A 26,210-nucleotide genomic window follows, 5' to 3' on the forward strand; every position below is an offset into this window, starting at 1 on the left:
CTGTCGCTCATGAACGCAGAAAATACCGAGCACGGTGTCGAGCCGCATGATTCGGGGGTGGCCGAACGGCTCAATTGGTTACGCGCGGGAGTCCTCGGGGCAAATGATGGAATCGTTTCGGTTGCCGCCGTGGTCGTCGGTGTTGCCGGTGCCACGACCGCCAACGCTCCGATCCTCACCGCCGGCGCCGCAGCCGTGATTGGTGGAGCCATTTCCATGGCTCTCGGTGAATATGTGTCGGTCGCCAGCGCCGCAGATTCTCAGCGGGCGCTGATCGAGAAGGAGCAGGCCGAACTGCGCGACACGCCCCAAGCCGAGCTCGAAGAGCTGACCCAGCTCTACCGGGACAAGGGGCTGAGCGCCCGCACCGCGGAACAGGTTGCCGTTGAGCTGACCGAGCACGATGTGCTCAGAGCCCATTTGGATGCCGAATTGAATCTTGATCCGGATGAGGTGCTCAGTCCGTGGCACGCGGCCATCGCCTCGGCTATTGCTTTCCTCAGCGGTGCGGTCCTGCCTTTTGCCACCGCCGTCCTGCTGCCTGGGCCACTGAAGATTCCGGTGACCTTTGCCGCGGTGTTGCTCGCGCTGGCGGTCACCGGCATCTTAGGTGCCAAGCTCGGTGGCGCACCGGTGCTACGCCCAACGCTGCGCGTGCTGATCGGTGGGGCCACGGCATTGGTCGTCACCTTCGCCATCGGCTCTTGGCTCGGCGGAAGCGCCATGATGCTTTAAATGGCGATGGTGTGGTTGCTCCTTAGCGCTAAGGAGCAACCACACCTCGAAGGCCTATCCGGGCAGCCTGCCCTAGAACAGCGCGCGGGGAACTCGGGACTTATTCTTCGATAGTGGTGCGGTGGAAATTCAGGTGGCTACGTGAAGCGGTCGGCCCGCGCTGCCCCTGGTAGCGATTACCGTATGGACCCGAGCCGTAGGGGTGTTCGGTATCCGAAGTCAGCTTGAAGAAGCACAGCTGCCCGATCTTCGATCCCGGCCAAAGCTTGATCGGCAGTGTTGCCATATTCGACAGCTCCAGGGTTACGTGACCGGAGAAACCCGGATCGATAAATCCCGCGGTTGAGTGCGTCAGCAGACCCAGGCGGCCCAAGGAGCTCTTGCCTTCGAGCCGCGCAGCAACTCCATGGCCAAGAGTCACCGCCTCATAGGTGGATCCCAGCACGAATTCTCCCGGGTGCAAGATGAAGGGTTCGTCCGGGGCGACCTCAACAAGCCGGGTCAGCTCATTCTGATCCTGTTCCGGATCGATATGAGCGTACTTGTGATTATCAAAGAGCCTAAAGAATCTGTCCAAGCGCACATCAACCGATGCGGGCTGCACCATCTCAGGGTCAAACGGCTCTAAGCCAATTTCACCGGATACAATTTCTCGACGAATATCACGATCTGAATACAACACGTAACTAAATTTATCCTGTTCATCGCTGTAAGTCGCAGTAGGAAACCCAAAAAGTAGCGTTTTTAGGGCAAACTATTCCCGAATCTGCTGAATCGCTCACCCTAGGCGCGCGTTTGAACGATATTCGCGTAGGGTAGCTGGCCATAGTGCGCAAGGAACTTCGCTTGATAGTTGGCCAGAGCCTGGTTCAGGTCTTCGGCTGGTAGTTCCTTCCAGGCAATGATGAGCTTCCCGGAGCCCGCAAGTTGCCAGAGCAAACGGCTGTCCCAGTGCCCCGGGGGTTTGCCCGCCCCAAAATCGATGATCTCTTTCAGTTGTATGCGGAGGCCGCGATTTCCTTGGCTGCCCGGGCTGGCCTTTCCGATATACAAGATGTCCGCCTCCTGGACCCAGCGGGCTTTCAAGTCTTCAATCGGCAGCGAAGGGTTTTTCTTCTTGAATATTCCGGCGCCGCTGCGCGCCAGGAAACGCGGTTCGAAATCCGCGGGGCGCAAGACCGCAAAGATGCCCTGACGCTGTGGCACACGGTTCGTCTCCAGCGCCTTAAAGGGCCGAAAACCGGTGAACCCATCGGCCTTGAGTTCGTTCTTATTCAACTAGATCGAGTTCCTTGCATGATTGGGGCTAGGTGCGGATCTTATGCGCGAAGCAAGACTCTTGATTCGTCTCCTTGATGCTACCGGTCATTCTCGCGGACACTGTGCTGTGCACCGGGTGAACCCGGTGACATCGAAACATGTGGTTCTGCTCAAATTCCCATAGTTTATAGAGGATTTGAGGCTATCGTGGTCTAGGGACTTGTGTCCCATTCGCCGATCCACAACAGAAGGTACGTTTCATGCGCTTGGCTTCAGCAGTCACTAGTGCCGTTTTGGCGGGCGTTGTTGTGCTCTCTGGCAGCGTGGCAGCTCATGCGGCTCCCGAAGCGCTGCCAGTAGTCGAGGCTGGAGAATTTACCGATGCCGCAAGCTTCCTCGCGTTGATCAATCCCGACACCCAGCTCTCCCCTGCCGATTACACGCCAAAGAAGCTGGTGGATGTCGCGGGAACTTCCCATAAGCTGCGCCCCGAAGCGGCCGAGGCCGTTGAGGCTTTGATTGCCGGGGCACGCAAGTCCGGTCACCCCATCAAGCTTTTGAGCGCCTACCGATCCTATGGACGCCAAGCGGTGCTCTTCAACCAGTACCAGGCCAAATACGGTACGGCCTATGCCGAACGCATTTCTGCACGCCCAGGAACCAGCGAGCACCAGCTTGGCTTGGCCGCAGATGTTGGAAGCATCGGCGGCAGCACCGATCTCAAAGAATCTTTCGGCCTAACGAACGCCGGCATGTGGGTTGCCGAGCATGCGGTGGACTACGGATTGATCATTCGCTATCCGGAAGGCATGGAAGAGATCACCGGCTATAAGTACGAGCCATGGCATGTGCGTTATATCGGCAAGGAGCACGCCGCGGCCATGAAGGAATCGAAGGCCGAAACCTTCGAGGAGTATCACGAATTCCTGCACGACGCGAAAGCAGCGGCAAGCGAAGAGGCTGGCGAGAAAACCGTGGAAAACGCGGCAACCGTCGAAGAAGATTCCGCTCCGCCGGCTTCCAAGAAGAAGGACGAATCAGGTCCGGTCAAGGACGACGACCTGCTGGTGCTTCGTTTCCTTCCCCCGTATCGCGACTGGGGTTTCGGTTTCACCGAAAAGTAGTTCAATATCCATATGTTAAATGCTTGGGGGCTCACCATTCGGTGAGCCCCCAAGCATTTAAGCCACGTTCGCGTACTACTTGGCGCGAACCGGAATGCCAGTGAAGGTCGGCTTCATGGTCGCTTCAAAGAAGTCATTGCCCTTGTCATCGACAACGATGAACGCCGGGAAATCTTCGACGTCGATCTTCCAGATAGCTTCCATGCCGAGCTCCTCATATTCGACGACCTCGACCTTCTTGATGCAGTCCTGCGCCAAGCGGGCGGCCGGGCCGCCGATTGAACCGAGGTAGAACCCGCCGTGGGTGTTGCAGGCCTCGGTGACCTGGCCGGAGCGGTTGCCCTTGGCCAGCATGACCATCGAGCCGCCGGCTGCCTGGAACTGATCCACGTAGGAGTCCATGCGACCGGCGGTCGTTGGGCCGAAGGAACCCGAGGGCATGCCCTCGGGAGTCTTCGCCGGACCCGCGTAGTAGACCGGGTGGTCCTTCAGGTACTGCGGCATCTCTTCGCCGGCGTCCAGCCGTTCCTTGATCTTGGCGTGCGCGATATCGCGAGCCACGACCAGCGGACCGTTCAGCGACAGTCGGGTCTTGACCGGGTATTTGGACAGTTCGGCCAGGATCTCATCCATGGGCTTGTTCAGGTCGATTTTGACCACGGAGGATCCGCCGGTGCCGGAGACCCCAGTGGTTTCGTCGTCGTGCGCGGCGATCGCCGGGTGGTTCTCATCTGGCATGAAGCGCGCCGGATCGGTTTCCAGCTGCTCGACGAACAGTCCGTCGGCGGTGACCTTCGCCATCATCTGGCGGTCGGCGGAGCAGGATACCGCGATAGCTACCGGCAGCGAGGCACCGTGGCGTGGCAGGCGCACCACTCGCACGTCGTGGCAGAAGTACTTGCCGCCGAACTGGGCGCCGATGCCGAAGTGGCGGGTCAGCTCCAGCACCTTGTCTTCAAGCTCCGTATCGCGGAATCCGCGTCCGGTCATGGCACCCTCGGTGGGCAGCGAATCAAGGTATTTGGCCGACCCGTATTTGGCGGTCTTCAAGGCCATCTCGGCGCTGGTTCCACCGATGACGATGGACAGGTGGTACGGCGGGCAAGCGGCCGTTCCCAGGGAACGCAACTTCTCATCCAAGAACCGCAGCATCGCATTCTCGTTGAGGATCGCCTTGGTCTCCTGGTACAGGAAGGACTTGTTGGCGGAGCCGCCGCCCTTGGCCATGAACAGGAACTTGTAGTCGGTGTCGTGGCCGGCCTTGGTGTCTGCGTACAGGTCAATCTGCGCGGGCAGGTTGTTGCCGGTGGCCTTCTCTTCCCAGGTGGTGATCGGGGCGAGCTGCGAGTAGCGCAGGTTCAGCCGGGTGTACGCGTTGTAGATGCCGCGCGATAGCGAAATCTCGTCCTGCTCTTCGGTCAGCACACGCTGGCCGCGCTTACCCATGACGATTGCCGTTCCGGTGTCCTGGCACATGGGCAGGATGCCGCCGGCGGCGATATTTGCGTTCTTCAGCAGATCCAGTGCCACGAACTTGTCGTTCGGGCTGGCATCGTCATCGTCGAGGATGTTGCGCAGCTGCTGCAGGTGGGCCGGACGCAGGTAGTGCGAGATATCGTGCAGTGCGGTTTCGGCCAGCTGTTCCAGTGCCTCGGGGGCTACCTGCAGGAAGTTCTTGCCATCCGGTCCGGCGACAACTTTGACGCCCTCGGAGGAAATCTTGCGGTATGGGGTCTGATCCTCGCCAATTGGCAGAAGATCTTCATAGCGAAATTCAGGCATGCTCAGTCCTTGGAAATGATGATGATTGCTCTTCAACTATTTTAGGCCTTTGCGCCGATTTTCCTCATTCGGCGTTTGCACCTGCGGGTTTGGCGCGACATGCTTGAGTACATGAGCTCCGATAACAGCAACGCCCCGCGGGACGGACGCAATCCCGACGACCAGCCGAATATGGCCGTCGAAACGCCAATGGACAAGGAACGTGAACGTCCCAAAACGCACTTCGAGATGATGTTGCAGGCCGGACTTAACAAACCCGAACTTTCCGGATCCGTGATCAGCGCTTTCATGACCGCCGAGGTTTACTTCCTCTCACGCGAGGAGGTGACCGAGGAGAACAAGAACGCTCAGCCGATGCTGCTCACCAACCCGGCTGGGGCCGCAATGGTCGCGCTGTTTACCGGTTTGGATCGTATCCCTGGCTCCTACATCGACATGGCCCCCTATGGAGTTAAGGTTCAGGGTGCCACGATTGTGCGCGCGCTGGAAGGAACCGGTTTCGTGGTGAATCCGGGAGATGAGCTGAGCTTTGAAGTTCCAGCGGATGGAGTGGCCATCCTGAAGGAGGAACTGCTCAAGGAAAAACGGGCCGAGTAAGTTCGGGTCAAAATTCGGACATCTTGGTTCGCAGATTTCTGACCTGCGTTTTCGTAGGATAAGCTGGACTTCGCCCGGGCCGCCAATAGGCCGCCCGGAGCATTGCGGGCGTAGCTCAATGGTAGAGCGCTAGCTTCCCAAGCTCGATACGCGGGTTCGATTCCCGTCGCCCGCTCGCATTAGGCCGAACGTCGGGACACCTCAGGTGTCTCGACGTTTTGCGTTGGCATCCCGCGCCTTATCGAACCGAGGAGTTTCCATGACCGGTGTGCTGTCGGGATTCTCAATCATCTGGATAGTGATCTTGGTGGGTTACCTGGTGGGTCGCACCGGAGTGCTGGGCGAACAGGGACGCCATGTGCTGAGCCGGCTGACGTTTTTCGTCGCCAGTCCGGCACTGTTGTTTGTCACCTTGGCCGAGTCAGAACCGGTGGCCGTACTGGGGCCGCTGATGTGGGTTGCCGCGATCTCTGCCGGTTTGACGGCTCTGGCTTACCATCTGGTGACCTATAAGTGGCTCAAACGCGAGCCGGCCGAACGAATCGTGGCGGCCATGTCGGCCTCCACGGTGAACTCCGCGAATCTTGGCCTGCCCATCGCCTTGTACGTGCTTGGCGACGTGTCTCATGCGGCGCCCATCATCCTGTTTCAGTTGGCCCTCTACCAGCCGATCAATCTGGCCATGCTAGATGCTACGACCAGCACACATCGCACTACCCCGATAGCCTTGGTGGTTGCCACCGCGAAGAACCCGATGATTATCGGTTCGATGCTGGGACTGGTGGTGGCGCTGACTGGATTCGAGGTTCCCGAATTGGTATTGGCACCTATCGAACTAATTTCTGGTGCGTCGATTCCGGCCATGCTGATGGCATTCGGCATCTCCCTGGTCGGCTCCAAACCCTTGGAAAAGAAGTCCGGACGCCGGGCAGATGTATTGCTGGGTTCGGTTGCGAAGCTATTCTTGCAGCCGCTGCTCGCGTGGCTGGCCGCCGCCTACCTCTTTGGCCTTTCCGGTGGGATGCTGGTCGCGGCGGTCATTATGGCCGGGCTACCCACCGCACAGAATATTTTCGTCACCGCGCAACGCTACGAGCGTGGTGTGACGGTCGCCAAGGATACGGTGTTAATCACCACTATCTGCGCCGTCCCCATGATGATGATTCTGGCATTGCTCCTCGGGCTTTAGCGGAAGATTAGGCGACGGATGATCGATTTCCAGAAGAAGTTATATGACATGTCAGTTGCTTCATAGGTTTATTCACGGAAATCTTACGGAATACCCGGTAAGTCAGCACCGTTGATCTGGGTAGAGAACACCTCGTCACCTCGAAATGTTAGGTCATCATGAAGCGCACAGCTCCCCTTCTGGCAATTACGGCAGTACTCGCACTGGCACTGAGTGCATGCGGTGCCTCAAGTACAGACTCCGCCAGCTCCCCCGCCGCGGATGAAAACCTGCTGCAGCATGTGAAAGACAGCGGCGTGCTGACCGTGGGCACCGAAGGCACCTACCGTCCCTTCTCCTTCCACGAAGGCGATCAGCTGACCGGTTTTGATGTCGAAGTTATTGAGGCAGTCGGCGATCAGCTCGGCGTAGAGGTCGAGTTCCAAGAAACCCAATGGGATGGCATTTTCGCCGGCCTGGAAGCCGGACGATTTGACGTCATCGCCAACCAGGTCAACGTAACCCCGGAACGGGTTGAGAAATACCTGCTTTCCGAGCCATACAACTTCTCCAGCGGTGTCATCGTCACCAAAAGCGAGAACACCGACATCACTTCCTTCGATTCGCTGGACGGTAAAACCACTGCGCAGTCGCTGACCAGTAGCTTCCACGATGATGCCAAGGATGCGGGCGCCAAGATCCAGGCGGTCGAGGGCTGGGCCCAGGCCGTCACGCTGCTCAAGCAGGGCCGCGTTGATGCCACGGTCAACGACAAACTCACCTTCCTGGATTCGCAGACGACCAACCCGGATGACAGCATCAAGATCGCTGCCGAGTCCGAAGAGAAGTCCGAGACCGTCGTCGCCTTGAAGAAGGACCAGACCGAACTTCGCGATGCCATCAACACCGCATTGGAGGAATTGTCGGCTGACGGGACCCTCACCAAGATCTCCGAAAAGTACTTCGGCGAAGACATCACCAAGTAACTAGCCTCGATCGTCGCACCTCGACACGTAAGCTGGCCCAAGGACCCACTTTGGGCCAGTGTCCGCTGTCTAGGACGGGAAGATAACAAATGGATTCACTCTGGCAGCTAGCCTTGGATTCGCTGTGGCCGATGGTCAGCGGCGCATTAATGGCCACCATTCCCCTGACCTTGATCAGTTTCAGCCTGGGCCTGGCGTTGGCGTTGATGGTCGCGCTGATGCGGATCAGCTCGAACAAGCTGGTCTCCGGAATTGCCCGTGGTTATATTTCGATCATCCGCGGCACCCCGTTATTGGTCCAATTGTTCGTGATCTTCTATGGCTTGCCCTCCTTGGGAGTCACCATTGATCCTTGGCCTTCGGCTATTTTGGCGTTCACCCTCAACGTCGGAGGCTATGCCGCGGAAATCATCCGCGCCGCAATCCTGTCGGTGCCTGGTGGGCAGTGGGAGGCCGGTTACACCATTGGGATGTCCCGCACGCGCACCCTGTATCGGCTCATCTTGCCGCAGGCGACGCGTGTGGCAGTACCGCCGCTGTCGAACACCTTCATTTCGCTGGTTAAAGACACGTCGTTGGCATCGATGATTCTGGTGACCGAGATGTTCCGGCGTGCCCAGGAAATCGCCGCTACCACCTATGAATTCATGCTGCTATACCTCGAAGCGGCAGCCATCTATTGGGTCATTTGCCTGATCCTTTCGGCAATCCAGGACCGCATGGAAAGCAGGCTTGAAAAGTATGTCGCCTAGGAACCCCACCCCCTTGCTCAACGTCACCGGGCTGCACAAGGCATTTGGCAGCAATCAGGTTTTGCGCGGCATAGATTTTACCGTGCATTCCGGTGAAGTTGTAGCACTCATTGGACCGTCTGGTTCGGGTAAAACTACCGCACTGCGTTGCTTAAACGGCTTGGAAAATCCGGATCAAGGAGTCGTAGCTTTTGCCGGTGGCCCCGAGGTGCGCTTTGCCTCTGGGCTTTCACCTAAGAAGGCCCGGGTGCTCCGCGATCGCTCAGCGATGGTTTTTCAAGGTCACCATTTGTTCCCCCATCTCACGGTGCTGCAAAATGTGACCATTGGCCCCTTGCAGGTGCAGCGCCGGCCCCGCGAAGAGGTGATGGCTAAAGCCAATGAATTGCTGGAGCGGGTCGGCCTTTCGCAGAAGGCCGCGGCTTATCCTTCTTCGCTCTCCGGCGGTCAGCAGCAACGTGTGGGCATCGTGCGGGCGCTGATGCTGCAGCCGGATCTGTTGCTTTTTGACGAGCCAACCAGTGCCCTGGATCCGGAACTTGTCGGCGAGGTGCTGACCGTGATCAAGGAGTTGGCGCAGGAGGGATGGTCAATGGTGCTAGTCACCCACGAGCTGGCTTTTGCCCGTGACGTGGCCGATACCGTGGTGTTCATGGATGGTGGAGTTGTGGTCGAGCACGGGTCCGCCGCCCAGGTTCTCGGTAATCCATCGCATCATCGCACCAAGGCTTTTATGCAGCGGCTTTTGCATCCCTTCTAAGTCTTCTACGAATTTTTACGTGCCGTTCTCCCGATAGCGCCACGCGATGCGTAGGCTATGTGCATGGTTGAAAGTACCTCGCAGGAGATCATCGCGCAGCTTCGGGCTGGTTACGCCTTTGACGGCACATGCCTGGAGCTTGGCGCGGCAATTGTCGCTGGAACGCCGGAGCCTGAGGCTCAAGTTCGTGTTCCCTTAAGAATGCTCAACCGACATGGCATCATTGCCGGTGCCACGGGCACCGGCAAGACCGTCACCTTGCAGGTGATGGCAGAGCAGCTCAGCGCTCAGGGCGTGCCGGTCTTCTTGGCGGATATCAAGGGCGACCTGGGCGGCCTGGCCCAGCAGGGAGAGCCCAGCGACAAACTCACCGCACGCCTCTCGGGTATCGGCCACGAGTTCACCGCACGAGCGAACCCGGTGGAATTCTTGACCCTCGGCGAGGGCACCGACGGGCTTTCGGTACGTGCCACCATTGATTCTTTCGGCCCGATCTTGCTTGCACGCGTTTTGGAACTCAACGAGACGCAGGAGGAATGCCTCCAGCTGGTTTTCCACTACGCCGACCAGCGTGAGCTGCCCATGGATGATCTCAAGGATCTCAAAGCGGTCTTTAATTTCTTGCTCTCCGATGAAGGCAAGCAGGATCTCGAAGGTCTCGGCGGAGTTCCTGCCGCAACGGCCGCAGTCATCTTGCGCGGACTGACCATCATGCAGTCACAAGGCCTAGATAAATTCTTCGGCCAGCCCGAATTTGATACCGACGACTTTTTACGTTTCGACGAGGCCGGGAACGGCATCATCAGCTGCCTGGAACTGCCCTCACTGAATCGCCAACCGTTGCTGTTCTCCACATTTATGATGTGGTTGCTTGCCGACCTCTTTGATGACTTGCCAGAAGCCGGCGATCTGGACAAGCCAAAGCTCGTCTTCTTCCTCGACGAGGCGCACCTGCTGTTCAAAGACGCTTCCAAGGCATTCGTCGATGCGATCATTTCGACCGTTCGCCTCATTCGCTCCAAGGGTGTTGGGCTGTTCTTCGTCACGCAATCGCCCGCGGACCTGCCCGACGAGGTGCTCGGCCAGCTCGGCAACCGGATACAGCATGCGGTACGCGTCTTCACGCCTAAGGACGGCGAAGCACTCAAGGCAATTATCAAGACCTTCCCTGCTGGTCCTCTGGACCTGCGCCAGGCTCTCACCCAAGCCGGGGTTGGCGAAGCGGTCATTACCGTGCTCAATGAGCGCGGTGCGCCGACGCCGGTGGCTTGGACCAAGCTCACCTCGCCGGGCTCACACATTGGTCCACCGTCCCCGGAAACTCAGGCTTCGCTGATCGAGACTTCTGAGCTGGCAGCAAAATACGCCACGGCGGTCGATAGGCATTCGGCCATGGAGATGCTCAATGGCCAACCGGCGGCCACAGAGCCGGCAACACCGGCTGCGGCGCCGGGCTCCGGTACTTCGGATGCGCAAGATGTCGATGCCGAAGCACGCCGGATCGCGGATTCAATTCTTGGCAAGCCCACTTCGGTACCGCCCAGTTCGCAGAGCCCGGCCGAACAGCCACCGGTTGAATCCACGCCGCCGTCTTCGTCACGTACAAAATCACCGTCGTCATCCTCCGCGCCCCCACAACGCTCCAACGATTCTTCAAACAATCAAGTCAACCCACTGATGGACTTCGCGATGGACGCGGCGAAGATGGTGGGGCGCGAAATGCTCCGCGGCATGTTCGGCACAAAACGCCGACGACGCCGACGTTGAGTTACAACCTCTGAACGGAAACCCGCTAGCCTGATTAATAATGAAATCTCGTATCTCCGTGCCGCGCCTTGCCCTGCGCTGGGCAACTGCGGCCATCATCATCGTTGCACTGGCGGTAACTAGCGCCCTTGTTGCCAACCGCACGCTGTTCTCAGCAGAGCATGCGGTCGAGTCGTTGCACAAGCATCTGCTTGCCGGTGAAGGCGCCGAGGCGCTTGGCCTGATGGGTGCCCAAGTCCCCCAGGGCGACGCCGTAGCACTCGACGGCGAGGTGCTCAAACGCACCCAAGCGGGGATTACGGAATTCGACGCGCAGAAGGCCGATTCTTCCGAGAACGACCCGGATTTGCATACGGTCACCGCCACGTACAAGGCCGACGGTGTCGAACAAGAATCCACCTATACGCTGCGCCGCACCGGCAAGTCCTGGCTGTTCTTCGACCAGTGGTCCTTTGAACCGGTGATGCTCCCTACCGTTCGGGTCAAGGCCAATACCGTCAACGAGGTTGCCGTCAATGATCAAAAGATCCCTCTGGTCAAGGGGGTGAGCACCCTGCCGGTGTTCTACCCCTCGATTACCGACGCGAGCTTCAGCACCAAGAACTTCGAAGCCGACACCCGTGGAGTAGTAGTGACCGGTCCGGCCAAGGAACCGGTGGAAATTTCCTTGAAGACGCAGCCGACCAAGGAGTTTATTGCGCAGGTCAATTCCAAGGTACGAACCTACCTCAATGAATGCGCCGCGCAGCAGGTACTGATGCCTTCGGGCTGCCCCTTCGCCTATCACACCCCCTCACGGGTGAACCCCGAGACCATCGAATGGTCCATCGCGAAATACCCGACCATTGAAGTCAATTACTACAATGGCGCGTGGGTGCTCAGCCCGTTGAAAGTGACGGCAAAACTGTCGTTAACCGAGCAGGACCTGCGTACCGGTACGCTGGAAAAGAAGACCGTGAATGAGCAGTTCTCCTTCACCGCGCAGCTGACCACCAGCACCTCCGAAGTCAGCGTGGTTCCGGTAGCAGGCACCGAGGAATAAGCCCGGCTTAGCCTCGTCGTTTGCGAACCGGTACGAGTTCTCTGAACTGGGTACGCAATGGCACCGCATCGGGACGAAAGCGCTGCCAAACCAGCAGGGCCACTACGCTGACCAGCAGCGAAAGCACCGCGCCGAATGCCACCGCTGCGCGCACCCCCAGCAGCTCGGCGAGCCAGCCCACCAGCGGCGCGCCCAAGGGTGTTCCGCCTTGCACCACCATCAGATAAAGCGCCAGAACTCTGGCCCGGTACTGTGGCGAGACAGAGGTCTGCACCATGGTGTTGCAGCTGTTGAGGAAGGTCAGCGCGCTCAGCCCGACGAGGACCAGGCTCGCCGCGAAGAGCAGATAGTGCGGCATGAACGCCGAGAGCAATGCGGTCGCACCGAAGGCGATGCCGCCACCGATCACGAATCGCCAGCGTGGCCTCGAGCGACGTGCCGCCAGCAAGGCGCCGGCAAAGGTGCCGACCGCCATGATGCTGCCCAGGATTCCGTATTCTGCGGCGCCCACCCCAAACACTTCGGCGGCCATCATCGCGTTGGTCATCTGGAAGTTCAGCCCGAAGGTGCCAATGACAAATGCCATGGCAAAGATCAGCAGCAGGTCCTTGCGGTTTTTAACGTAGCTGAATCCCTCACGCACCTGCCCCTTGGCGCGCGCCACAGGTTTGGACTGGCTCAGTTCGGAGACTTTCATGGTGCTCAGCGAGAACAACACCGCCAGGAAGGACAAACCGTTGAGCAGGAAGGCCGGGCCGGTCCCGACCAAGGCGATCACCGCACCGGCAATTCCAGGTCCCGCGAGCCTGGCAAGGTTGAAGTTGGCGCTGTTCAACGCCACCGCGTTTGTCAGATGAGTGCCGGGCACAATCTCGGAGACGAATGCCTGACGGGCGGGGGCGTCAAAGGCCGATCCGATGCCTAGCAGGGTGGCAAGGACATAGACATGCCACAGCTGAACCGTTCCGGTGATGACCAAGGTGCCCAGCACCAGCGCGCAGAGGCCCATAAAGGTCTGGGTTGCGAGCAGGACCTTGCGTTTGTCATACCGATCGGCAACCAGGCCGGCGTAGGGGCCGAGGAGCAAGATGGGCAGGAACTGCAGGCCGGTGGTGATGCCGGTGGCCACCCCGTCATGATCTGTCAGCTCGGTGAGCACCAGCCAGTCTTGGGCCACGCGTTGCATCCAGGTTCCGATATTTGAAACGAGCGCACCGATAACCCATAAACGATAGTTCGGCACTTCCAGTGCCCGGAACATCCTATTTGCCACGAATTAATTAGCCGAACACCAGATGTTTCGGCTCCTCCCGTCGGCATCCAGTCTAGCGACCGGGCAACGCAAAATTGGTGAGGTTTCCTCAATTTCCTGTCACTTAAATACTCGGAACGCACCAAGTCGTACTTGGTGCGCCCCGAGCTGAGTGCGGGACTGCTAGTTCACGCCACGCAGATCAAGCAATAATTCGTTGTCGCCGCCGGCATCGAGTTCTACCGGGATGCCCCAATCCTGCTGGTACAGGTGGCACGCGGCATGATCTGGGATCTCGCCGCCTGGCTCGCCATCGCAGGCCGCCGCGCGTGCGGTGATATGCAGGACGCCGTCGGTGATTTCAGGGTTCAGCACCAAGGTACGCGTCAGCCCCACCGAAGTACCGGAACCTTCGAGGATCAGTTCCTCGGGGCTGGCCGAGATCTTCAGCTGTGTCGGGTCGCCCCAACGGTCATCGAGCTTCTGGCCCTTCGGTGCGGCGAAACGCACCAGGATCTCGTGGTTGCCGGACTGCACCTTGGTCTTCGGACGCTGGGTCTGGCTCGCACCCTCGTCCACCACTAGTGCCTCGGCAGGAACCGGGATACGGATCAGCTGGTGGGTGTTGGTCTCCACAACCAGCAGCACCGGGGCCCCATCGACCGAATCGTCCAGCAACACGTCTGCAGGTTCCTTCAGCCCCTTGGCCAAGGTCGAAACCATACCGGTCACCGGGTCGAACCGGCGCACCGCACCATTGTAGGAGTCGGCCACCGCAATTGAGCCATCTGGCAATGCGGTCACGCCCAGCGGGTGCTGCAGGCGAGCCTGCTCGGCTTCGCCATCGCGGAAACCGAAGTCGAAGAGTCCCGCGCCAATCGCGGTGTGCACCGCGACCGCATTGCCCTGCGCGTCGATTTCCAACCGGCGCAGGGCGCTGGTCTCCGAGTCGGCGATCCACACATCGTCATTGGTGTCCAGGCTCAAACCCGAGGACTGGGCAAACCACGCTTCGAGCGGCTTGCCGTCGGCCAGGCCTTCCAGGCCGCTGCCGGCAAAGACATTAACCGCGCTGGTGACCGGGTCGAAGGAGAAGATCTGGTGCGTGCCGGCCATTGCGATGATGACCTTGCCCGAAGGGTGGTAGAGCACGTCCCAGGGCGAGGACAGCGAGATGTTCAACGCGTCGGTGCCAAGCTCGGTTGGCTGCTGTTCTTGGCGGGCGTTCTCCGCGTCCAGGAGGCGCTGCACTCCATTGCCTGCCACGGTTCCGACCGCCCCGGTGCTCAACTTCACTGAGCGCAGCCGGTGGTTGACGGTATCGGCGACGATCACGTCGTAGCCGACCTTCGCGGCAAGTTCCGTCGGCAGTATGGCCAGGCCCTGCAGCTCGTTGAACTGTGCGGTATCCGCGTCGCCATCGGCATAGCCCTTGACCCCTGCACCGATGGTGCGCACCACGGTGCTCAGGTCATTGCCCAGCTCCACGAGGCGGTGGTGGCCGGAATCGCCGACCAGGAAGTTCCCGTTCTCCAAGGCGATTGCCTTGCCCGGGAAGCGCAGATCCCCTTCGCGGGCCTCGGGCGCCACGTAGGGTCCGTCGCCGCGGTGCAGGGTTCCCTTGGCCTCATGCTCTGCCACGAGTTCGTCGACCAGGGAGCCCAGCCCCTGGGCATGGCCCTCGCCGGAAAGGTGCGCCACGATGTAGCCTTCGGGATCGAGCACCACCAGCGTCGGCCAGGCGCGAGCGCCGTAGGCCTGCCAGGTGACAAGCTCTGGATCGTCAAGCACCGGGTGGTGGATTTCGTAGCGTTCCACGGCGGCGGCGAGCGCCTCCGGGTCTGCCTCGTGCTCGAATTTTGGCGAGTGCACGCCTACGGTGACTAAGACATCGGAGTACTCCGCTTCCAACGGACGCAGTTCATCCAGCACATGCAGGCAGTTGATGCAGCAGAAGGTCCAAAAATCCAGAAGGACAATCTTACCGCGCAGGGCCTCGAGATTCAGTTGTTCACCGCCGGTATTCAGCCAGTTGCGGCCCACCAGTTCGCTGGCCCTGACCTTGTAGTTTGCGCGTACCGAGTCGGAAGTTGCACTCATGATTGTCCTTTCAAGGCGACTTCACTATCTAGATGCGACAGTGAGATTTCAATTATCTGCCACTAGCCCTGCACCGCAGAACAGTATGAAGCGATGCTAAGCCGTTTAGAGCTGAGCGATTGCGGTGTCCATGATGGTCTTGGCTACGTCGTTGAACTCTTGCTCGGCCAGCGAAGCGGTGGACATGAATGAAACCATCACCACATAGTCTCCCTTGCTCTGCAATAACACCAGCGATTCGCGGGCGTTCGCGGAATCTCCGGTGCGTGTGTAGTACAACTGAGACTCGACCTCGGATATTCCGGGGCTGGAGAACTTCAGCGTCTCGGTGTATTCCGGTCCGTTGAGCTTCACGCTCTTGCATTCGGTGCGGATCTCCAACACGGTGCGGTAGTGATCCTCGAGCTTTTCGCGGTTTTTCACCTCGGCGACTTCGATGGAACCGGCAATGTTCTGCGCCTCATTGGTGAAGTCGGTGCGCGCAACCTCGGTACCCAGCTGCGCCGGGGACCAATTCAGTTCTTCGACCGGTTCCGAGCACTGCGCGGGCAGCACGACCACACCCTTCAGCGTGTCGGTCGGGGCAACCGCGAGGCCTTCGAGCTCCTCCGCGGTAATCTGACGTGAGTTGGGGAAACCCAGGGTCGCTGCCATCACCGCACCGGTGGAGGCAACCACCTGCGCCTTAGTCAGTTCGGCTTCCGCGGAGCCTGATGGCGCTGGATCCTTGGCCGATTCGCTCGGTGGCTCGGTGGCCTTTTGGTGCGTGAGGTCATCAGGCATTTCAGTGCCAGCTTCTTGGGCCGAGCAGGAGGAAAACAGCAGTGCCCCGGCCAGCATTCCGGCGGTCAGCTTCCATACCTTAGCGGCCACGATATTCTCCCTTTGTATCTTGCTGCTTCATCTTCGCAAACATCTCGTTGTAGGCTGCCAGCTCGGCATCTCCATCACGGTCAGCCTGGCGGTCATATCGCTTGGTGTCCTTCTTATCTTGGCGCAGCCAGGAAACCACCACGAGCATGGCCAAAACCAAGGTTGGCACCTCTCCAATGGCCCACATCGCCCCGGCGCCCACCACTTGATCCTCCATCGCGGTGCCGCCCCAGGTGCGCCCCATATTGCCGTACCAGTCCGGAGCCAACAGGTTTTCGTTGCCCATCAGCGCCACCCCGAAGAAGGCGTGGAAGGCGACGGTGGCTAGGAGCACGATCAGTCGCATCGGGTACGGGTAGCGTTTAGGGATCGGGTCCGCATCGACCAGCGACAGCGCGAAGATATAGCCGGTGAGCAGGAAATGCACGTTCATCAGTTCGTGCCCCGCGTGGTACTTCATCGCGATTTCCAGGATCGGGGTGAAATAGAAAACGACAATCGATCCGGCGAACATCACCGCGGCGAAGATCGGATGGGTAACCACAGCCGAATACTTCGAGTGCACCGCCCACAAGATCCATTCGCGTGGTCCACGCGTTCCGTCGGTTCGTGAGCCAAGCACCTGCAGGGCCAGGGTGATCGGGGTTCCGAGCACCAAGAAGATCGGCGCAATCATGGTCAGCGACATGTGGTCGACCATATGGACCGAGAATTGCACCTTGCCATAGACGGCCAGCGCACCACTGGTGATGTAGAACAGCACCACCAAGCCGATGATCCAGCTGAAGAGCCGCGGGAAGCTTGGCTTATCTCCGCGTCGACGCAGGAGGATAAACGCCCAGAGGTAGAAGGCCAGCAGGAAGAAGCACACCGCAACCCACAGCCAATCCAGGCGCCAGACGGTGAACCAGCTGGCAGTGGTCGGCGGCGCCGGAAGTTCATAGCCGGTCAGCAGACGCGCGGGGGTGGCCTCCACCGGGGGCTGGTCATCGGTGGGCGGCGCGGTCCGTGCCAGCACCGTAGCCAGCGACATCGTGGCGCCCATCAGGATGAGTTCGGCCAGCACCACACGCCAAGCTGCATTGAGTGTCGTGAGTTTCCCGGCCAGCAGTTGCGGAATGACGTGGCGGCGGTGCATGAAGCCTAGGAAACCCAGCGCCAGAGTCAGGACCACCTTGGCGATCACCACTAGCCCGTAGCTCGAAAGCCATTGGTCCAGCTCGGTGATGCGGATCGTTGCAGAGGCCAGACCGGATCCCACCATCAAGACAATGGCGACGGTTGCCAAGGCGGAGAAACGCTTGAGCACCAGCCCGGCAAGCACCGGACGGGATTCGAAGCGTCCGGGGGCCGCGGAAGTCAGCGTCGGCGAAAGCAAGGCCAGCACCACGATGCCGCCGAACCAGATGACCACGGCCAACAGGTGCAGGGCAATGGAATTCACCGCGCCGTAGTGGTCATCTCCGCCGGCAGCGTGGCCGATAAATGCCATGGGGACAATGCCGAATAGCGAAAACACCGCGGCCAGTCCCACCCCGGTGTGGGAACGGATGGCCAGGGCCAGAGAACTAGTGATCGCAGCAATGACGATCATCCAAGCCCAGGCCCGGCCGGTGGCCAACTGCAGAATGTAGTCAAGAATTGCCGCGGTATAGCTCGCGTCGAGGTTCATCGGGACACCGGCCAGGTCCCAGAAGGTCAGCAGCAGCACGGTAGCTGCCGCGAGGGTCCACACCACACCGGCGCCGGCGGCAATGTTCATGGCGCGGTTGAAAGCCGGATGGCTCTGGCCCACCTCTACGCGCGCGTCGTCGACGCTGGGGCGCCGGATCTTGGTGCTGCGGGGAAGTATGACCGCGGCAAAGATCAGCGCAGCGATGGTGATTGCCATGGAGCTGTGGTGGATCGCTCGGGAGATGGGCAACGCCCAACGCACGAAAGCCCCGGGGTCTGCGAGCTGGCTGGGAGCGGCGATTCCGGTGAATAGCGCCGCGCCGAGGAAGACCAGCGCCATAACCGGGATTGCCGGTAGCAGATATCGCGATATGGAGGGTTGCTGCGGTGCCGACCTGGTCGCCGGTGGCTTTGGAGTTTGAGTGGCCATAACCTCTCCATCATCTCACTTGCATTTACCCGGCTTTGAATCGGGTAGTGGTTTTAGGCCGGTGAGGCGGTGCATCTCACACCGCCTCACCGCTTGGTAACGCTCCTACTGCTTATTTTGGGAGAATAGTTCTTCCCCCAAATATTTGCCTTCCGCGACCCCTGGGAGGATCGCGTACAACGCCGAGCCCGCGTGTGTGATCCATTCGTTGAGCGCATCCACTTGCGCCAGGCGGCGTTGGACCGGCACAAAACTGCTCCTCGGATCGCGCTGGTACGAAGCGAATAACAACCCCGAGCTCTGGGTCTCGTGGTAGTTATAGCCGCGGCGCCACAGTACCTCATCAGCCGTTTCCGGTTTCGCCCTGGCGACATGGGCATGAGCGGCAATAGCAGGCAGCCCCAGACCGTCGACCGCTTGCAGATCCACCGGATCCGTTGGCTTCGTCCCGGACAGCGGGGAGCCGTCGCTTTGCCGTCGGCCCAAGGCGAAGTCGCGTCCGGCCCGATCCACCTCGTCCCACTTGTCCAGATTCATTTCGATGCGGCGAAGCACCAAGGTGGTGCCGCCAGCGATCCAACTCGGCTCCTGGGCATCGCCAAACACCGCTAATTCGCGCGCCTCCCCGGTGGGATTGTTGATCCCGTCGAGTTGCCCGAACAGGTTTCGGAATCCCGGACCCTGGCGTACGGGGTGAGCCGCGTGCAGGAAACCGCTTTGGGCAAAGGCGGGTTCGGTAATTCCACGTAGATTCTTACGCAGCGCACGTACCGCATGGTGCAGCACGGTCGGATCTTGAGCACAGCATTGAATGATCAAATCGCTCTGGCCATAGCGCGCGTCGAGTTTCTCTCCCGCGAATGCCGGAAGCTTTCCCAAGAACGCGGATTTATACCCGAGAACGTCCAAGATGCCTTGGCCGACTCCCACCGTCACGGTCAAATCGGATGCCGCATGCGACATTTCCGGTTCGGTATCCGCAAGCACTCCCCTACCGGACATCAGCCTCTGGGCATCCGTGGACAGCATTTTGAGGATCGAACGAATCCTTTCGATCCCTTCGGAGCGAGCCAGATCTTCAAAATGCACGTTGAATCCGAGGAATTCCGCATGAGCCTGCGGTTCGGTGAGGATACCCGCTTGATATTTGCCGTGGAAAGGTTGGAATCGCGGGTTGTGCGCAGCCGTGGTTGCCTTTGGCGCGGCACCACCGTTCTCGGCGGCGGTAGCGCGCCCAGCTCCGAAGCCCGCAAAGACGCCGCCAATGGCCGCGGCGGCCGAACCACCGAGTACTACGCGCCTAGTCGGTTGGACATTAGCCGCTGCCATCTAGTGGCCCTCGTAATCAGCATGCTCTTCGGGCGACCCGTGGTAGCTTTCGTTGGCGCCGCTGAAGTTGCGTATCGGGAACTGCACTTCAGCGCTGGAACCGTCGCTAAAGTTCAGTTGCAGCGTCGAGGTTTGCGAAGCCACCAGCTCGGTCTTCAGATCCATGTACATGAAGTGCGTGCCGCCGGGAGTCAAAACAACTTCTTCGGCTGGCTTGATGAGCAATGCACCTTCGTGCTGCGCCATCCGCGCTTCGGCTCCTTGGCCCTGCGTGTCATGGATTTCGATCACCGTGCCGTGAGTTTTATCGGTGACAGATTCAAGTTCCAGCGTTGATGCGCCTTCATTGCGCAATTCGCCGAACGCGGCGCTCATTCCATGCTCGGCGGCTTTAGCCCAGGTCTCGTTCGTGCGCAGATCTTCTGCCTGGGTACCCTGCATCTGGTCGGTGGAGCTTTGTGGTGCTACCGCCGAAGGTTCTTGGGCGCAGCCGGTCAACAGTAGCGTGGTGGCCGCGGCAAGAGCGGCGGTGAGCTTGAAATACTTCATTGGTGTGTCAGCTTTCGCTAGCTCGCAAGGCTGATCCAGCAGGGCCGGCGAATCGGGCGCGCAAATGCGCGCGATAGGTCAGCCTGTATTAATCTGGCTCACGTCGCCTTGCGAAGATCTCATAAGGGAGGATGCTGTTGCGCGTGGGGCGCTACGGCCTACTTATTCTGGCGAGTGAATTTCACCAGTACCGCAATGGCAGCACCGAGGATAACCACGCCAATCACGACCCAAATAATCGGGTTCACCTGTGAGCCAAGTTCCTGGATCGGCTCAGGCTGCTGGTCTGCTGGTTCCGATTCAACCGGCGCGTTGTTCGCTGAGGCGCTAGCGGACTCGCGGGCTTCCGCTGCCACGTCCACGGTGAAGGAGATGCTGTCCTCGATTGGATGACCGTCAGAGGAGGCAACACGGTAGGTCAATGTGTAAGTTCCCGAGCTCAGATTCGCTTCTGGTACCACTGTGACGTTGGTGCCCTTGGTCGTGGCTTCGCTGGCGATCTTTGTCCCGTCCTCGGAGCTCAAGGCCACCACGCTGGTTTCCGCTCCAGCAAGCTGCTGCAGAACTCCGGAGAATTCCAGGACGATCTGTTCCGGTGATTCGGTCACTGTCGAACCGCTGGCTGGATCCGAGGAGATCAATTGGTCGTGGGCCGAAGCGGCGCTAACGCTGCTGAACACCGCGAAGAATGCCACGAGAATGGCGGCCGAAATTCGCGCGAGATGCGTACGGGATGACTGCTGGCTAGTGAGGGTTTTCAAGATTTTTCCTTCCAATGATCGGTGCACCACGGTGCACGATCGAAGCGTATTGATTCGTTTAGGCGAAGAGGGTCAATACGTTGGAAGGTGGCCCGCGCCGGGCCGGAAGTCGGAGCAGGACAGAGATTTGGTTCAGTACCGGTTCGATGAATGTCGCTGGTACCTGCGGGAATTCTGGAACGAGCTTTCGGGCGCGGGCCAGAATATGGCGCACCGTGCTCAACGTCAGCAGGCCGCCAATGATCGCCAAGAGCTGTTCGCCGGTATGCAATACGACAATGCTGGTCACCGCGGCCAAGATGTGGGCGTAAAGCATCGAATCGGATTGCACCGCACCGTACTGGGAAGCAATATTTCCTGCAAGCTCAACACCGTGATGGTGCCCGGCATGTTGTTGAGCCATCGGCAATGCGGCCGGCGCATGGTGCGTCATGACGGACAGTGCTAGGTGATAGAGCCCTTGGCTGAGCAGCACCACGATGCTGGTAGCTAGCAAACTGAATTTCTTGCCAAGCATGGCGATAGCAATGACCGCCGAGACGCAGGTAATCAAAACCATCACCACGAGCGAAGCTCGCGTTGGCGCACTGTGCGCGTGCGCAGCAAATGCCGTCCAGGTGCACAGGCTCGCAGCTAGCCAACCGCGCATTACGCGAGCTGCGCCGAAGTCCTTGAGCACGAAGAGCTACCGTTCAGTTGGAGTGTTTGACCCTGCAGATCGATTCTACGCTAGGTAGAACAATGTCCCAAAGGGGTTGGCGTCATTCACCGTTAAAGAATGCGAGGGCCCGATTCCTTGAAGAGAATCGGGCCCTCGGCAAAAGTCTGGGGGACTTACTTCTTGGAGACAGCAGCCTTCAGCTTCGAACCAGCGGTCAGCTTGACCGAGTGGCCAGCTGGGATCTGGATAGCTTCACCGGTCTGTGGGTTACGTCCGGTGCGAGCTGCACGATCGGTGCGCTCCACTGCCAACCAACCTGGGATCGAAACCTTCTCACCCTGGGAGATCTGGTCAACGAAAACTTCGAACAGCGCATCCAGCACACCGTTGACGGCTACCTGGGAGTTTTCGGTCTTAGCTGCAACAGCGGCAACAAGTTCGCTACGGTTCATAGCCAATGTGTGGTCCTCCTGGACTAGTGGTCCATGACCCGGCGGGCCACGGTGCCGCACGTTCGTGCGGACTTATCAGTGAGAACATATCAAATCTTTGACCCCGAAACCGACGAAAACGTGCGTATTCTGGGGATTTTTTCAACTATTTACGGTTCAAAACGCCAGACGGTCTATTTTTTAGGTTGAGGGGAAGCAAATACCGAGAATCTGGTAGTTAACGACATCGACCCGCCACCGCGAAATAAATTCGGGTAACGGGTCAATGAAATGCACAAAGTGCGCCGTGGCATTACTTCTTGGAGACAGCAGCCTTCAGCTTCGAACCAGCGGTCAGCTTGACCGAGTGGCCAGCTGGGATCTGGATAGCTTCACCGGTCTGTGGGTTACGTCCGGTGCGAGCTGCACGATCGGTGCGCTCCACTGCCAACCAACCTGGGATCGAAACCTTCTCACCCTGGGAGATCTGGTCAACGAAAACTTCGAACAGCGCATCCAGCACACCGTTGACGGCTACCTGGGAGTTTTCGGTCTTAGCTGCAACAGCGGCAACAAGTTCGCTACGGTTCATAGCCAATGTGTGGTCCTCCTGGACTAGTGATCCGCCGCCCCAATCCGGGGGCCGGATGCCGCACGCTCGCACGGGCTTACTTGAGAGAACTTACCAGCAATTACCGACAGAAGGCGCACGGATCCGCGGTTTTTACCGATATTCGGTCAAGTTACATGGTGTGAAAGTTCACTGAAGCTCAGATTTTGAATGGATCCATCCCTTGATTCGCTTCAATAAAGATCTTCCAAACGGGGTCCATAAGTCGCTTCTGTCGAGTGACTTTTGCCGGTCTGGCCAGCGAAGATTCGCCTTTTGAGAGGAATCGCGGGCCAAGATAGGTCCCCCGGGGACTTGCGGATATCCCGGGGTTAAGCGCCGCCTCCACGAGGGACACCGAACCTTCATGTTTGCCCTGCGCGAAACTGGCCTGCATTTGGTCCCGGACCCGCTTGAAATAGGGTGGTTCGTTGATTCCGGGCACCTGGAGGGTCAATCCCGAAATGGAATATCCGGGGTGTACCGCGATGGCGCGCGAAGGCCACGAAAGCTGCTTCAAGCGGTGGTCCATGGCTAGAGTGAATGCTTGAACCGCGGCCTTGGATTGGGCGTAGGCCCGATAGGCGTGGTAGCCGTGATCCAGCGCCAAGTTATTTGGGTCTGTTTTCAGCAACAGCGTGGACACCGATCCGAGGCCGATGAAGCGCATCGGCCGGCTGCGGAAATTTTCGGCGAGCTCCCCTACTAGTCGGGCGTGTCCCAAAAAGTTTGTGCTCATTGTTGACTCGTATCCCAGACTGCCGACCACTCGGGTTGCCGGCGTGCGAATCATCCCGGCATTGGCGATCAAGATATCAAGTTCCCGGTGACGCAAAATGTTCCCAAGCGCCGTTGCAGATTCTAGGGACGAGGCTTCGAAGGGAAGATACTCTAATTTCGCGTGGGGTACACGCCGTTGGATCTCTTTCATGGCCGCTTCGGCCTTCGCCTCATTGCGACAGGCGAGCACCACATGGGCGCCGCTTTCCGCCAGTGCGAGGCTCGTGAAGAATCCAAGGCCGGAATTAGCGCCGGTTACGACGGCGGCTTTCCCCTCGCCGAGGCCTGCCCAACGGGCTCGATTGGCGTATACGTCGTGGTGCGGCGTTCCATAGCCTAAGCGGTCCAGGGTTCCGGCACGGGCTTCAATGCTCATGGCTCAACGCTACTATGCCTTGCTCTGCAGATCGCGATGCCACTAGCCCTCCTTACCGTGCCCTATTGCCGGTCTGTGCTCGGGATGCCACCATTAACAGGTGAGCAACAAACCGGAGAAATCGGCCCAGAACGCAGCGTTGAATGCCGCCCGCTATCAAATGGCCGCCGGCTCCGATGCACCGGTTCCGGTAGACGAGTATGCCGAGAAAACGGGTAAGCCAAGCGTCACCGGACCGGCGCGTACACCCCTGCAATATCATGCCCAAGATGAAGCCTGGGAAGTGGCAAATAGCGCCTTGGATGAGGCTTTCGCCCGAGGAGATTTCGATAACCTGCCCTTGGCTGGCAAGAATATTGACCACATCACGGCCACTACCGATCCAGATTGGTGGTTAAAATCCATGATGCAGCGAGAGCAGCTCTCCGGTCTCGGTCCGCCGGCCTTGACCTTGCGGGTTGAAGACGAGCAGCTACACCAGACCCTAGATCGCCTGCCCACTACCGCCGCGGTACGCGAGCACCTCGCCAATTTTAATCAGCGCATCGTCGACGCTCGCCGCCAGTTACTCGGCGGTCCACCGGTGGTCACCAAACTGCGCGATATCGAGGCCGAGGTGCGGGCCTGGACAGCACGCCGGACCGTCCAGAATGTTGAACCGACGCAGCAAGCGCCTACGCCGAGGCGCCGCTGGTGGTCGCGTCGCAAGTAGCTGGCGGATTAAACGACGAAGGCCGCCTCACACCCTTGCGGGATTGAGGCGGCATTCGTGCTAGAAAGCTAAAGCCGTAAGACTTTGTGGCTTACCAGGAAGACTTGGTGATGCCCGGAAGCTCACCACGGTGTGCCATGTCGCGGAAGCGAACACGGGAGATACCGAACTTCTGGAAGGTACCACGTGGACGGCCGTCGATGGAGTCGCGGTTGCGGACGCGGATCGGCGAAGCATCGCGTGGAAGCTTCTGCAGACCAACGCGTGCAGCCTCGCGGGCTTCATCGGTTGCGTTCGGGTCAACCAAGGTCTTCTTCAGTTCGAGGCGCTTTTCAGCATAACGCTCGACAATGACCTTGCGCTGTTCGTTCTTTGCGATTTTGGACTTCTTGGCCATGTCTTAGCGCTCCTCTCGGAATTCAACGTGCTTACGGACAACTGGGTCGTACTTCTTCAGAACCATGCGGTCTGGATCGTTACGACGGTTCTTGCGGGTCACGTAAGTGAATCCGGTACCGGCGGTCGACTTCAGCTTGATGATAGGACGTACGTCCTTATCCTTCTTTGCCATATTAGAGCTTCACACCCTTCGCAAGCATGTCGGCAACAACAGCGTCGATGCCACGAACGTCAATGAGCTTGATGCCCTTAACCGAAAGGGTCAAGGTCACGTTGCGGCGCAGGGACGGAACCCAGTAGCGCTTCTTCTGGATATTCGGATCGAAACGACGCTTGTTGCGACGGTGCGAGTGGGAGATGCTATGTCCGAAGCCCGGGGTAGTACCGGTTACCTGGCAAACAGCTGCCATGATCACTCCTTAGTTAGTTAGTAGTAAAATTCGGCGGTTCTCGCGCGCAGTGTCTTTACCGAAATAACGACACCACTTAGTGCGTTATGAGCCCCGCCAACCAGTGAAACACCGTTAATACTGCACACTAGGAAGGTAACCAGGCTGGGTGAGAACCAACCGAAGAGCCTTAAAGTATGTAAGTCGGTGAACTTCGCAACCGGTTGAGCAATTTCCCCGTACTCAGATGGTCGCAATATTCGGTATTACGGGCTACGCGTACCCGCTGCTCCACCGAAATGGCGGCACAACGAAACACGCGATTAACGCGCTATAAGAATATCTGGGATTGCTCAGGGAGCCAAATCGGAGGTGGAATCCGCTAAGACCCAGTGATCCGCGTCCAAAACCTTCACGACCTTGCGCGAAATCCTCGCAAGATCCTTAACGTCCTTGTCATCCAAGGTTTCAAGGAGAAGCGCACGGACGGTGGAGACATGATGCGGCGCCATCTTGACCACCGCGTCCCAACCTTCCTTGGTTAATGAGGCGATCTTCACACGTGCGTCTCCGGCAGATTGAGCACGAACTACCCATCCGCGCTTCTCCAGCTTCTTCACCACATGAGACAAGCGCGACAGTGAAGCGCTGGTGCGAGCGGCCAAATCGGTCATGGTCAGTTCACGGTCCGGCGTTTCGGAAAGCATGGCCAGCATATGGTAGTCGAAGAGAGTGATCCCTTCGAGACCTTGAAGGTCTGAATCTAATGCGGCGGGCAGCAAGGACATCATTGTGTTCAGCCCCAGCCAGGCCTTTCGCTCTTCAGCAGAAAGCCAGATGACCTGTTCACCCATGTATTTTCACACCATTCCTCTACCGCACACGCAGTAAGTCGTTACCACATTGTGGGA

Annotated in this window: 28 protein-coding genes and 1 tRNA gene; 11 read left to right on the top strand and 18 right to left on the bottom strand. The window is 59.0% G+C overall.

Annotated features, from left to right (window positions below; all coding sequences use genetic code 11):
* The first annotated feature begins 9 nt into the window (after positions 1-9).
* The gene (locus tag CQ017_RS08220; RefSeq protein ID WP_105553280.1) at positions 10-735 is read left to right on the top strand and encodes a VIT family protein; all 726 of its coding nucleotides are present in this window, start codon (positions 10-12) and stop codon (positions 733-735) included.
* A 100-nt stretch (positions 736-835) separates the two neighbouring features.
* Here the strand turns inward: CQ017_RS08220 and dcd are convergent, their stop codons facing one another.
* Positions 836-1,417, bottom strand: a complete 582-nt coding sequence (dcd, locus tag CQ017_RS08225) for a dCTP deaminase (protein ID WP_096283289.1) — start codon at positions 1,415-1,417, stop codon at positions 836-838.
* Positions 1,418-1,518: 101 nt separating this feature from the next.
* Positions 1,519-2,013: a hypothetical protein gene (locus tag CQ017_RS08230; RefSeq protein ID WP_096283288.1), complete on the bottom strand. Its 495-nt coding sequence runs from the start codon at positions 2,011-2,013 to the stop codon at positions 1,519-1,521.
* 242 nt (positions 2,014-2,255) lie between these two features.
* Between CQ017_RS08230 and CQ017_RS08235 the strand changes: the two genes are divergently transcribed.
* Positions 2,256-3,119 (top strand): D-alanyl-D-alanine carboxypeptidase family protein, encoded by an 864-nt coding sequence (locus CQ017_RS08235; protein WP_096283287.1) that lies wholly within the window; start codon positions 2,256-2,258, stop codon positions 3,117-3,119.
* Between the two features lie 75 nt (positions 3,120-3,194).
* Here CQ017_RS08235 and CQ017_RS08240 read toward each other — a convergent pair whose 3' ends face one another.
* Positions 3,195-4,901 carry a fumarate hydratase gene (locus CQ017_RS08240; RefSeq protein ID WP_105553281.1) on the bottom strand — a complete coding sequence of 569 codons (1,707 nt, stop codon included), beginning with the start codon at positions 4,899-4,901 and terminating at the stop codon, positions 3,195-3,197.
* 111 nt (positions 4,902-5,012) lie between these two features.
* Between CQ017_RS08240 and CQ017_RS08245 the strand changes: the two genes are divergently transcribed.
* From CQ017_RS08245 to CQ017_RS08280, 8 genes are all read left to right on the top strand, one after another.
* Complete coding sequence (locus CQ017_RS08245) at positions 5,013-5,498, top strand: SseB family protein (protein ID WP_181148207.1); 486 nt, start codon at positions 5,013-5,015, stop codon at positions 5,496-5,498.
* A 104-nt stretch (positions 5,499-5,602) separates the two neighbouring features.
* Positions 5,603-5,673, top strand: a tRNA-Gly gene (locus CQ017_RS08250).
* Between the two features lie 84 nt (positions 5,674-5,757).
* Complete coding sequence (locus CQ017_RS08255; RefSeq protein WP_105553283.1) at positions 5,758-6,687, top strand: AEC family transporter; 930 nt, start codon at positions 5,758-5,760, stop codon at positions 6,685-6,687.
* 158 nt (positions 6,688-6,845) lie between these two features.
* Positions 6,846-7,652, top strand: coding sequence for an amino acid ABC transporter substrate-binding protein (locus CQ017_RS08260; RefSeq protein WP_105553284.1), 807 nt, complete (start codon positions 6,846-6,848; stop codon positions 7,650-7,652).
* 89 nt (positions 7,653-7,741) lie between these two features.
* Positions 7,742-8,404: an amino acid ABC transporter permease gene (locus tag CQ017_RS08265; protein ID WP_105553285.1), complete on the top strand. Its 663-nt coding sequence runs from the start codon at positions 7,742-7,744 to the stop codon at positions 8,402-8,404.
* The gene (locus tag CQ017_RS08270) at positions 8,394-9,164 is read left to right on the top strand and encodes an amino acid ABC transporter ATP-binding protein (RefSeq protein ID WP_105553286.1); all 771 of its coding nucleotides are present in this window, start codon (positions 8,394-8,396) and stop codon (positions 9,162-9,164) included. The genes CQ017_RS08265 and CQ017_RS08270 overlap by 11 nt, the downstream gene beginning before the upstream one ends.
* A gap of 63 nt (positions 9,165-9,227) precedes the next feature.
* On the top strand, positions 9,228-10,931 hold the full coding sequence (locus tag CQ017_RS08275) for a helicase HerA-like domain-containing protein (RefSeq protein WP_105553287.1): 1,704 nt from the start codon (positions 9,228-9,230) through the stop codon (positions 10,929-10,931).
* A gap of 40 nt (positions 10,932-10,971) precedes the next feature.
* Positions 10,972-11,973, top strand: coding sequence for a hypothetical protein (locus tag CQ017_RS08280; RefSeq protein ID WP_105650086.1), 1,002 nt, complete (start codon positions 10,972-10,974; stop codon positions 11,971-11,973).
* 7 nt (positions 11,974-11,980) lie between these two features.
* Here the strand turns inward: CQ017_RS08280 and CQ017_RS08285 are convergent, their stop codons facing one another.
* The 11 genes from CQ017_RS08285 to CQ017_RS08335 all read right to left on the bottom strand — a co-directional run bounded on the left by CQ017_RS08285 (position 11,981) and on the right by CQ017_RS08335 (position 23,799).
* Positions 11,981-13,246 carry an MFS transporter gene (locus tag CQ017_RS08285; RefSeq protein WP_374954987.1) on the bottom strand — a complete coding sequence of 422 codons (1,266 nt, stop codon included), beginning with the start codon at positions 13,244-13,246 and terminating at the stop codon, positions 11,981-11,983.
* A 162-nt stretch (positions 13,247-13,408) separates the two neighbouring features.
* Positions 13,409-15,325, bottom strand: coding sequence for an NHL domain-containing thioredoxin family protein (locus CQ017_RS08290; protein WP_105553290.1), 1,917 nt, complete (start codon positions 15,323-15,325; stop codon positions 13,409-13,411).
* A gap of 105 nt (positions 15,326-15,430) precedes the next feature.
* Positions 15,431-16,198, bottom strand: coding sequence for a hypothetical protein (locus CQ017_RS08295; RefSeq protein ID WP_105553291.1), 768 nt, complete (start codon positions 16,196-16,198; stop codon positions 15,431-15,433).
* On the bottom strand, positions 16,188-18,302 hold the full coding sequence (locus CQ017_RS08300) for a cytochrome c oxidase assembly protein (protein WP_105553292.1): 2,115 nt from the start codon (positions 18,300-18,302) through the stop codon (positions 16,188-16,190). The genes CQ017_RS08295 and CQ017_RS08300 overlap by 11 nt, the downstream gene beginning before the upstream one ends.
* Positions 18,303-18,407: 105 nt before the next feature.
* A complete protein-coding gene (locus tag CQ017_RS08305; protein WP_105553293.1) occupies positions 18,408-19,631 on the bottom strand; it encodes a Dyp-type peroxidase in 1,224 nt (407 codons plus the stop codon).
* Entirely contained in the window at positions 19,632-20,180 is a 549-nt protein-coding gene (locus tag CQ017_RS08310) for a copper chaperone PCu(A)C (protein ID WP_105553294.1), read from the bottom strand. It lies immediately after the preceding gene.
* A 158-nt stretch (positions 20,181-20,338) separates the two neighbouring features.
* Positions 20,339-20,941 (bottom strand): copper resistance protein CopC, encoded by a 603-nt coding sequence (locus CQ017_RS08315; protein WP_181148206.1) that lies wholly within the window; start codon positions 20,939-20,941, stop codon positions 20,339-20,341.
* Positions 20,942-20,999: 58 nt separating this feature from the next.
* The gene (locus CQ017_RS08320) at positions 21,000-21,590 is read right to left on the bottom strand and encodes a hypothetical protein (RefSeq protein WP_105719003.1); all 591 of its coding nucleotides are present in this window, start codon (positions 21,588-21,590) and stop codon (positions 21,000-21,002) included.
* Between the two features lie 185 nt (positions 21,591-21,775).
* Positions 21,776-22,060, bottom strand: a complete 285-nt coding sequence (locus CQ017_RS08325) for an HU family DNA-binding protein (protein WP_096255549.1) — start codon at positions 22,058-22,060, stop codon at positions 21,776-21,778.
* A gap of 286 nt (positions 22,061-22,346) precedes the next feature.
* Positions 22,347-22,631 carry an HU family DNA-binding protein gene (locus CQ017_RS08330; RefSeq protein WP_096255549.1) on the bottom strand — a complete coding sequence of 95 codons (285 nt, stop codon included), beginning with the start codon at positions 22,629-22,631 and terminating at the stop codon, positions 22,347-22,349.
* A gap of 172 nt (positions 22,632-22,803) precedes the next feature.
* Complete coding sequence (locus tag CQ017_RS08335; RefSeq protein ID WP_105553297.1) at positions 22,804-23,799, bottom strand: SDR family NAD(P)-dependent oxidoreductase; 996 nt, start codon at positions 23,797-23,799, stop codon at positions 22,804-22,806.
* 100 nt (positions 23,800-23,899) lie between these two features.
* On the opposite strand from CQ017_RS08335, the gene CQ017_RS08340 reads away from it, so the two are divergent.
* On the top strand, positions 23,900-24,511 hold the full coding sequence (locus CQ017_RS08340) for a DUF1992 domain-containing protein (RefSeq protein WP_105553298.1): 612 nt from the start codon (positions 23,900-23,902) through the stop codon (positions 24,509-24,511).
* A 91-nt stretch (positions 24,512-24,602) separates the two neighbouring features.
* Here CQ017_RS08340 and rpsN read toward each other — a convergent pair whose 3' ends face one another.
* The 4 genes from rpsN to CQ017_RS08360 form a co-directional block, all read right to left on the bottom strand.
* On the bottom strand, positions 24,603-24,908 hold the full coding sequence (gene rpsN / locus CQ017_RS08345; protein ID WP_060702423.1) for a 30S ribosomal protein S14: 306 nt from the start codon (positions 24,906-24,908) through the stop codon (positions 24,603-24,605).
* 3 nt (positions 24,909-24,911) lie between these two features.
* Positions 24,912-25,082 carry a 50S ribosomal protein L33 gene (gene rpmG / locus CQ017_RS08350; RefSeq protein WP_022874359.1) on the bottom strand — a complete coding sequence of 57 codons (171 nt, stop codon included), beginning with the start codon at positions 25,080-25,082 and terminating at the stop codon, positions 24,912-24,914.
* 1 nt (position 25,083) lies between these two features.
* The gene (gene rpmB / locus CQ017_RS08355; protein WP_096283268.1) at positions 25,084-25,320 is read right to left on the bottom strand and encodes a 50S ribosomal protein L28; all 237 of its coding nucleotides are present in this window, start codon (positions 25,318-25,320) and stop codon (positions 25,084-25,086) included.
* 332 nt (positions 25,321-25,652) lie between these two features.
* On the bottom strand, positions 25,653-26,153 hold the full coding sequence (locus CQ017_RS08360; RefSeq protein ID WP_105553299.1) for a MarR family winged helix-turn-helix transcriptional regulator: 501 nt from the start codon (positions 26,151-26,153) through the stop codon (positions 25,653-25,655).
* Positions 26,154-26,210 lie beyond the last annotated feature (57 nt).

Origin of the sequence: Arthrobacter sp. MYb224, assembly GCF_002975455.1 — a bacterium.
GTDB lineage: Bacteria > Actinomycetota > Actinomycetes > Actinomycetales > Micrococcaceae > Glutamicibacter.

What these genes read in the sequence shown, in the direction of transcription:
- CQ017_RS08220 (WP_105553280.1), top strand. Translation starts at nt 10, where the DNA reads ATGAACGCAGAAAATACCGAGCACGGTGTCGAGCCGCATGATTCGGGG.
- CQ017_RS08235 (WP_096283287.1), top strand. Translation starts at nt 2,256, where the DNA reads ATGCGCTTGGCTTCAGCAGTCACTAGTGCCGTTTTGGCGGGCGTTGTT.
- CQ017_RS08240 (WP_105553281.1), bottom strand. Translation starts at nt 4,901, where the DNA reads ATGCCTGAATTTCGCTATGAAGATCTTCTGCCAATTGGCGAGGATCAG.
- CQ017_RS08245 (WP_181148207.1), top strand. Translation starts at nt 5,013, where the DNA reads ATGAGCTCCGATAACAGCAACGCCCCGCGGGACGGACGCAATCCCGAC.
- CQ017_RS08255 (WP_105553283.1), top strand. Translation starts at nt 5,758, where the DNA reads ATGACCGGTGTGCTGTCGGGATTCTCAATCATCTGGATAGTGATCTTG.
- CQ017_RS08260 (WP_105553284.1), top strand. Translation starts at nt 6,846, where the DNA reads ATGAAGCGCACAGCTCCCCTTCTGGCAATTACGGCAGTACTCGCACTG.
- CQ017_RS08265 (WP_105553285.1), top strand. Translation starts at nt 7,742, where the DNA reads ATGGATTCACTCTGGCAGCTAGCCTTGGATTCGCTGTGGCCGATGGTC.
- CQ017_RS08270 (WP_105553286.1), top strand. Translation starts at nt 8,394, where the DNA reads ATGTCGCCTAGGAACCCCACCCCCTTGCTCAACGTCACCGGGCTGCAC.
- CQ017_RS08275 (WP_105553287.1), top strand. Translation starts at nt 9,228, where the DNA reads ATGGTTGAAAGTACCTCGCAGGAGATCATCGCGCAGCTTCGGGCTGGT.
- CQ017_RS08280 (WP_105650086.1), top strand. Translation starts at nt 10,972, where the DNA reads ATGAAATCTCGTATCTCCGTGCCGCGCCTTGCCCTGCGCTGGGCAACT.
- CQ017_RS08290 (WP_105553290.1), bottom strand. Translation starts at nt 15,325, where the DNA reads ATGAGTGCAACTTCCGACTCGGTACGCGCAAACTACAAGGTCAGGGCC.
- CQ017_RS08300 (WP_105553292.1), bottom strand. Translation starts at nt 18,302, where the DNA reads ATGGCCACTCAAACTCCAAAGCCACCGGCGACCAGGTCGGCACCGCAG.
- CQ017_RS08305 (WP_105553293.1), bottom strand. Translation starts at nt 19,631, where the DNA reads ATGGCAGCGGCTAATGTCCAACCGACTAGGCGCGTAGTACTCGGTGGT.
- CQ017_RS08310 (WP_105553294.1), bottom strand. Translation starts at nt 20,180, where the DNA reads ATGAAGTATTTCAAGCTCACCGCCGCTCTTGCCGCGGCCACCACGCTA.
- CQ017_RS08320 (WP_105719003.1), bottom strand. Translation starts at nt 21,590, where the DNA reads ATGCGCGGTTGGCTAGCTGCGAGCCTGTGCACCTGGACGGCATTTGCT.
- CQ017_RS08335 (WP_105553297.1), bottom strand. Translation starts at nt 23,799, where the DNA reads ATGAGCATTGAAGCCCGTGCCGGAACCCTGGACCGCTTAGGCTATGGA.
- rpsN (WP_060702423.1), bottom strand. Translation starts at nt 24,908, where the DNA reads ATGGCCAAGAAGTCCAAAATCGCAAAGAACGAACAGCGCAAGGTCATT.
- rpmG (WP_022874359.1), bottom strand. Translation starts at nt 25,082, where the DNA reads ATGGCAAAGAAGGATAAGGACGTACGTCCTATCATCAAGCTGAAGTCG.
- rpmB (WP_096283268.1), bottom strand. Translation starts at nt 25,320, where the DNA reads ATGGCAGCTGTTTGCCAGGTAACCGGTACTACCCCGGGCTTCGGACAT.
- CQ017_RS08360 (WP_105553299.1), bottom strand. Translation starts at nt 26,153, where the DNA reads ATGGGTGAACAGGTCATCTGGCTTTCTGCTGAAGAGCGAAAGGCCTGG.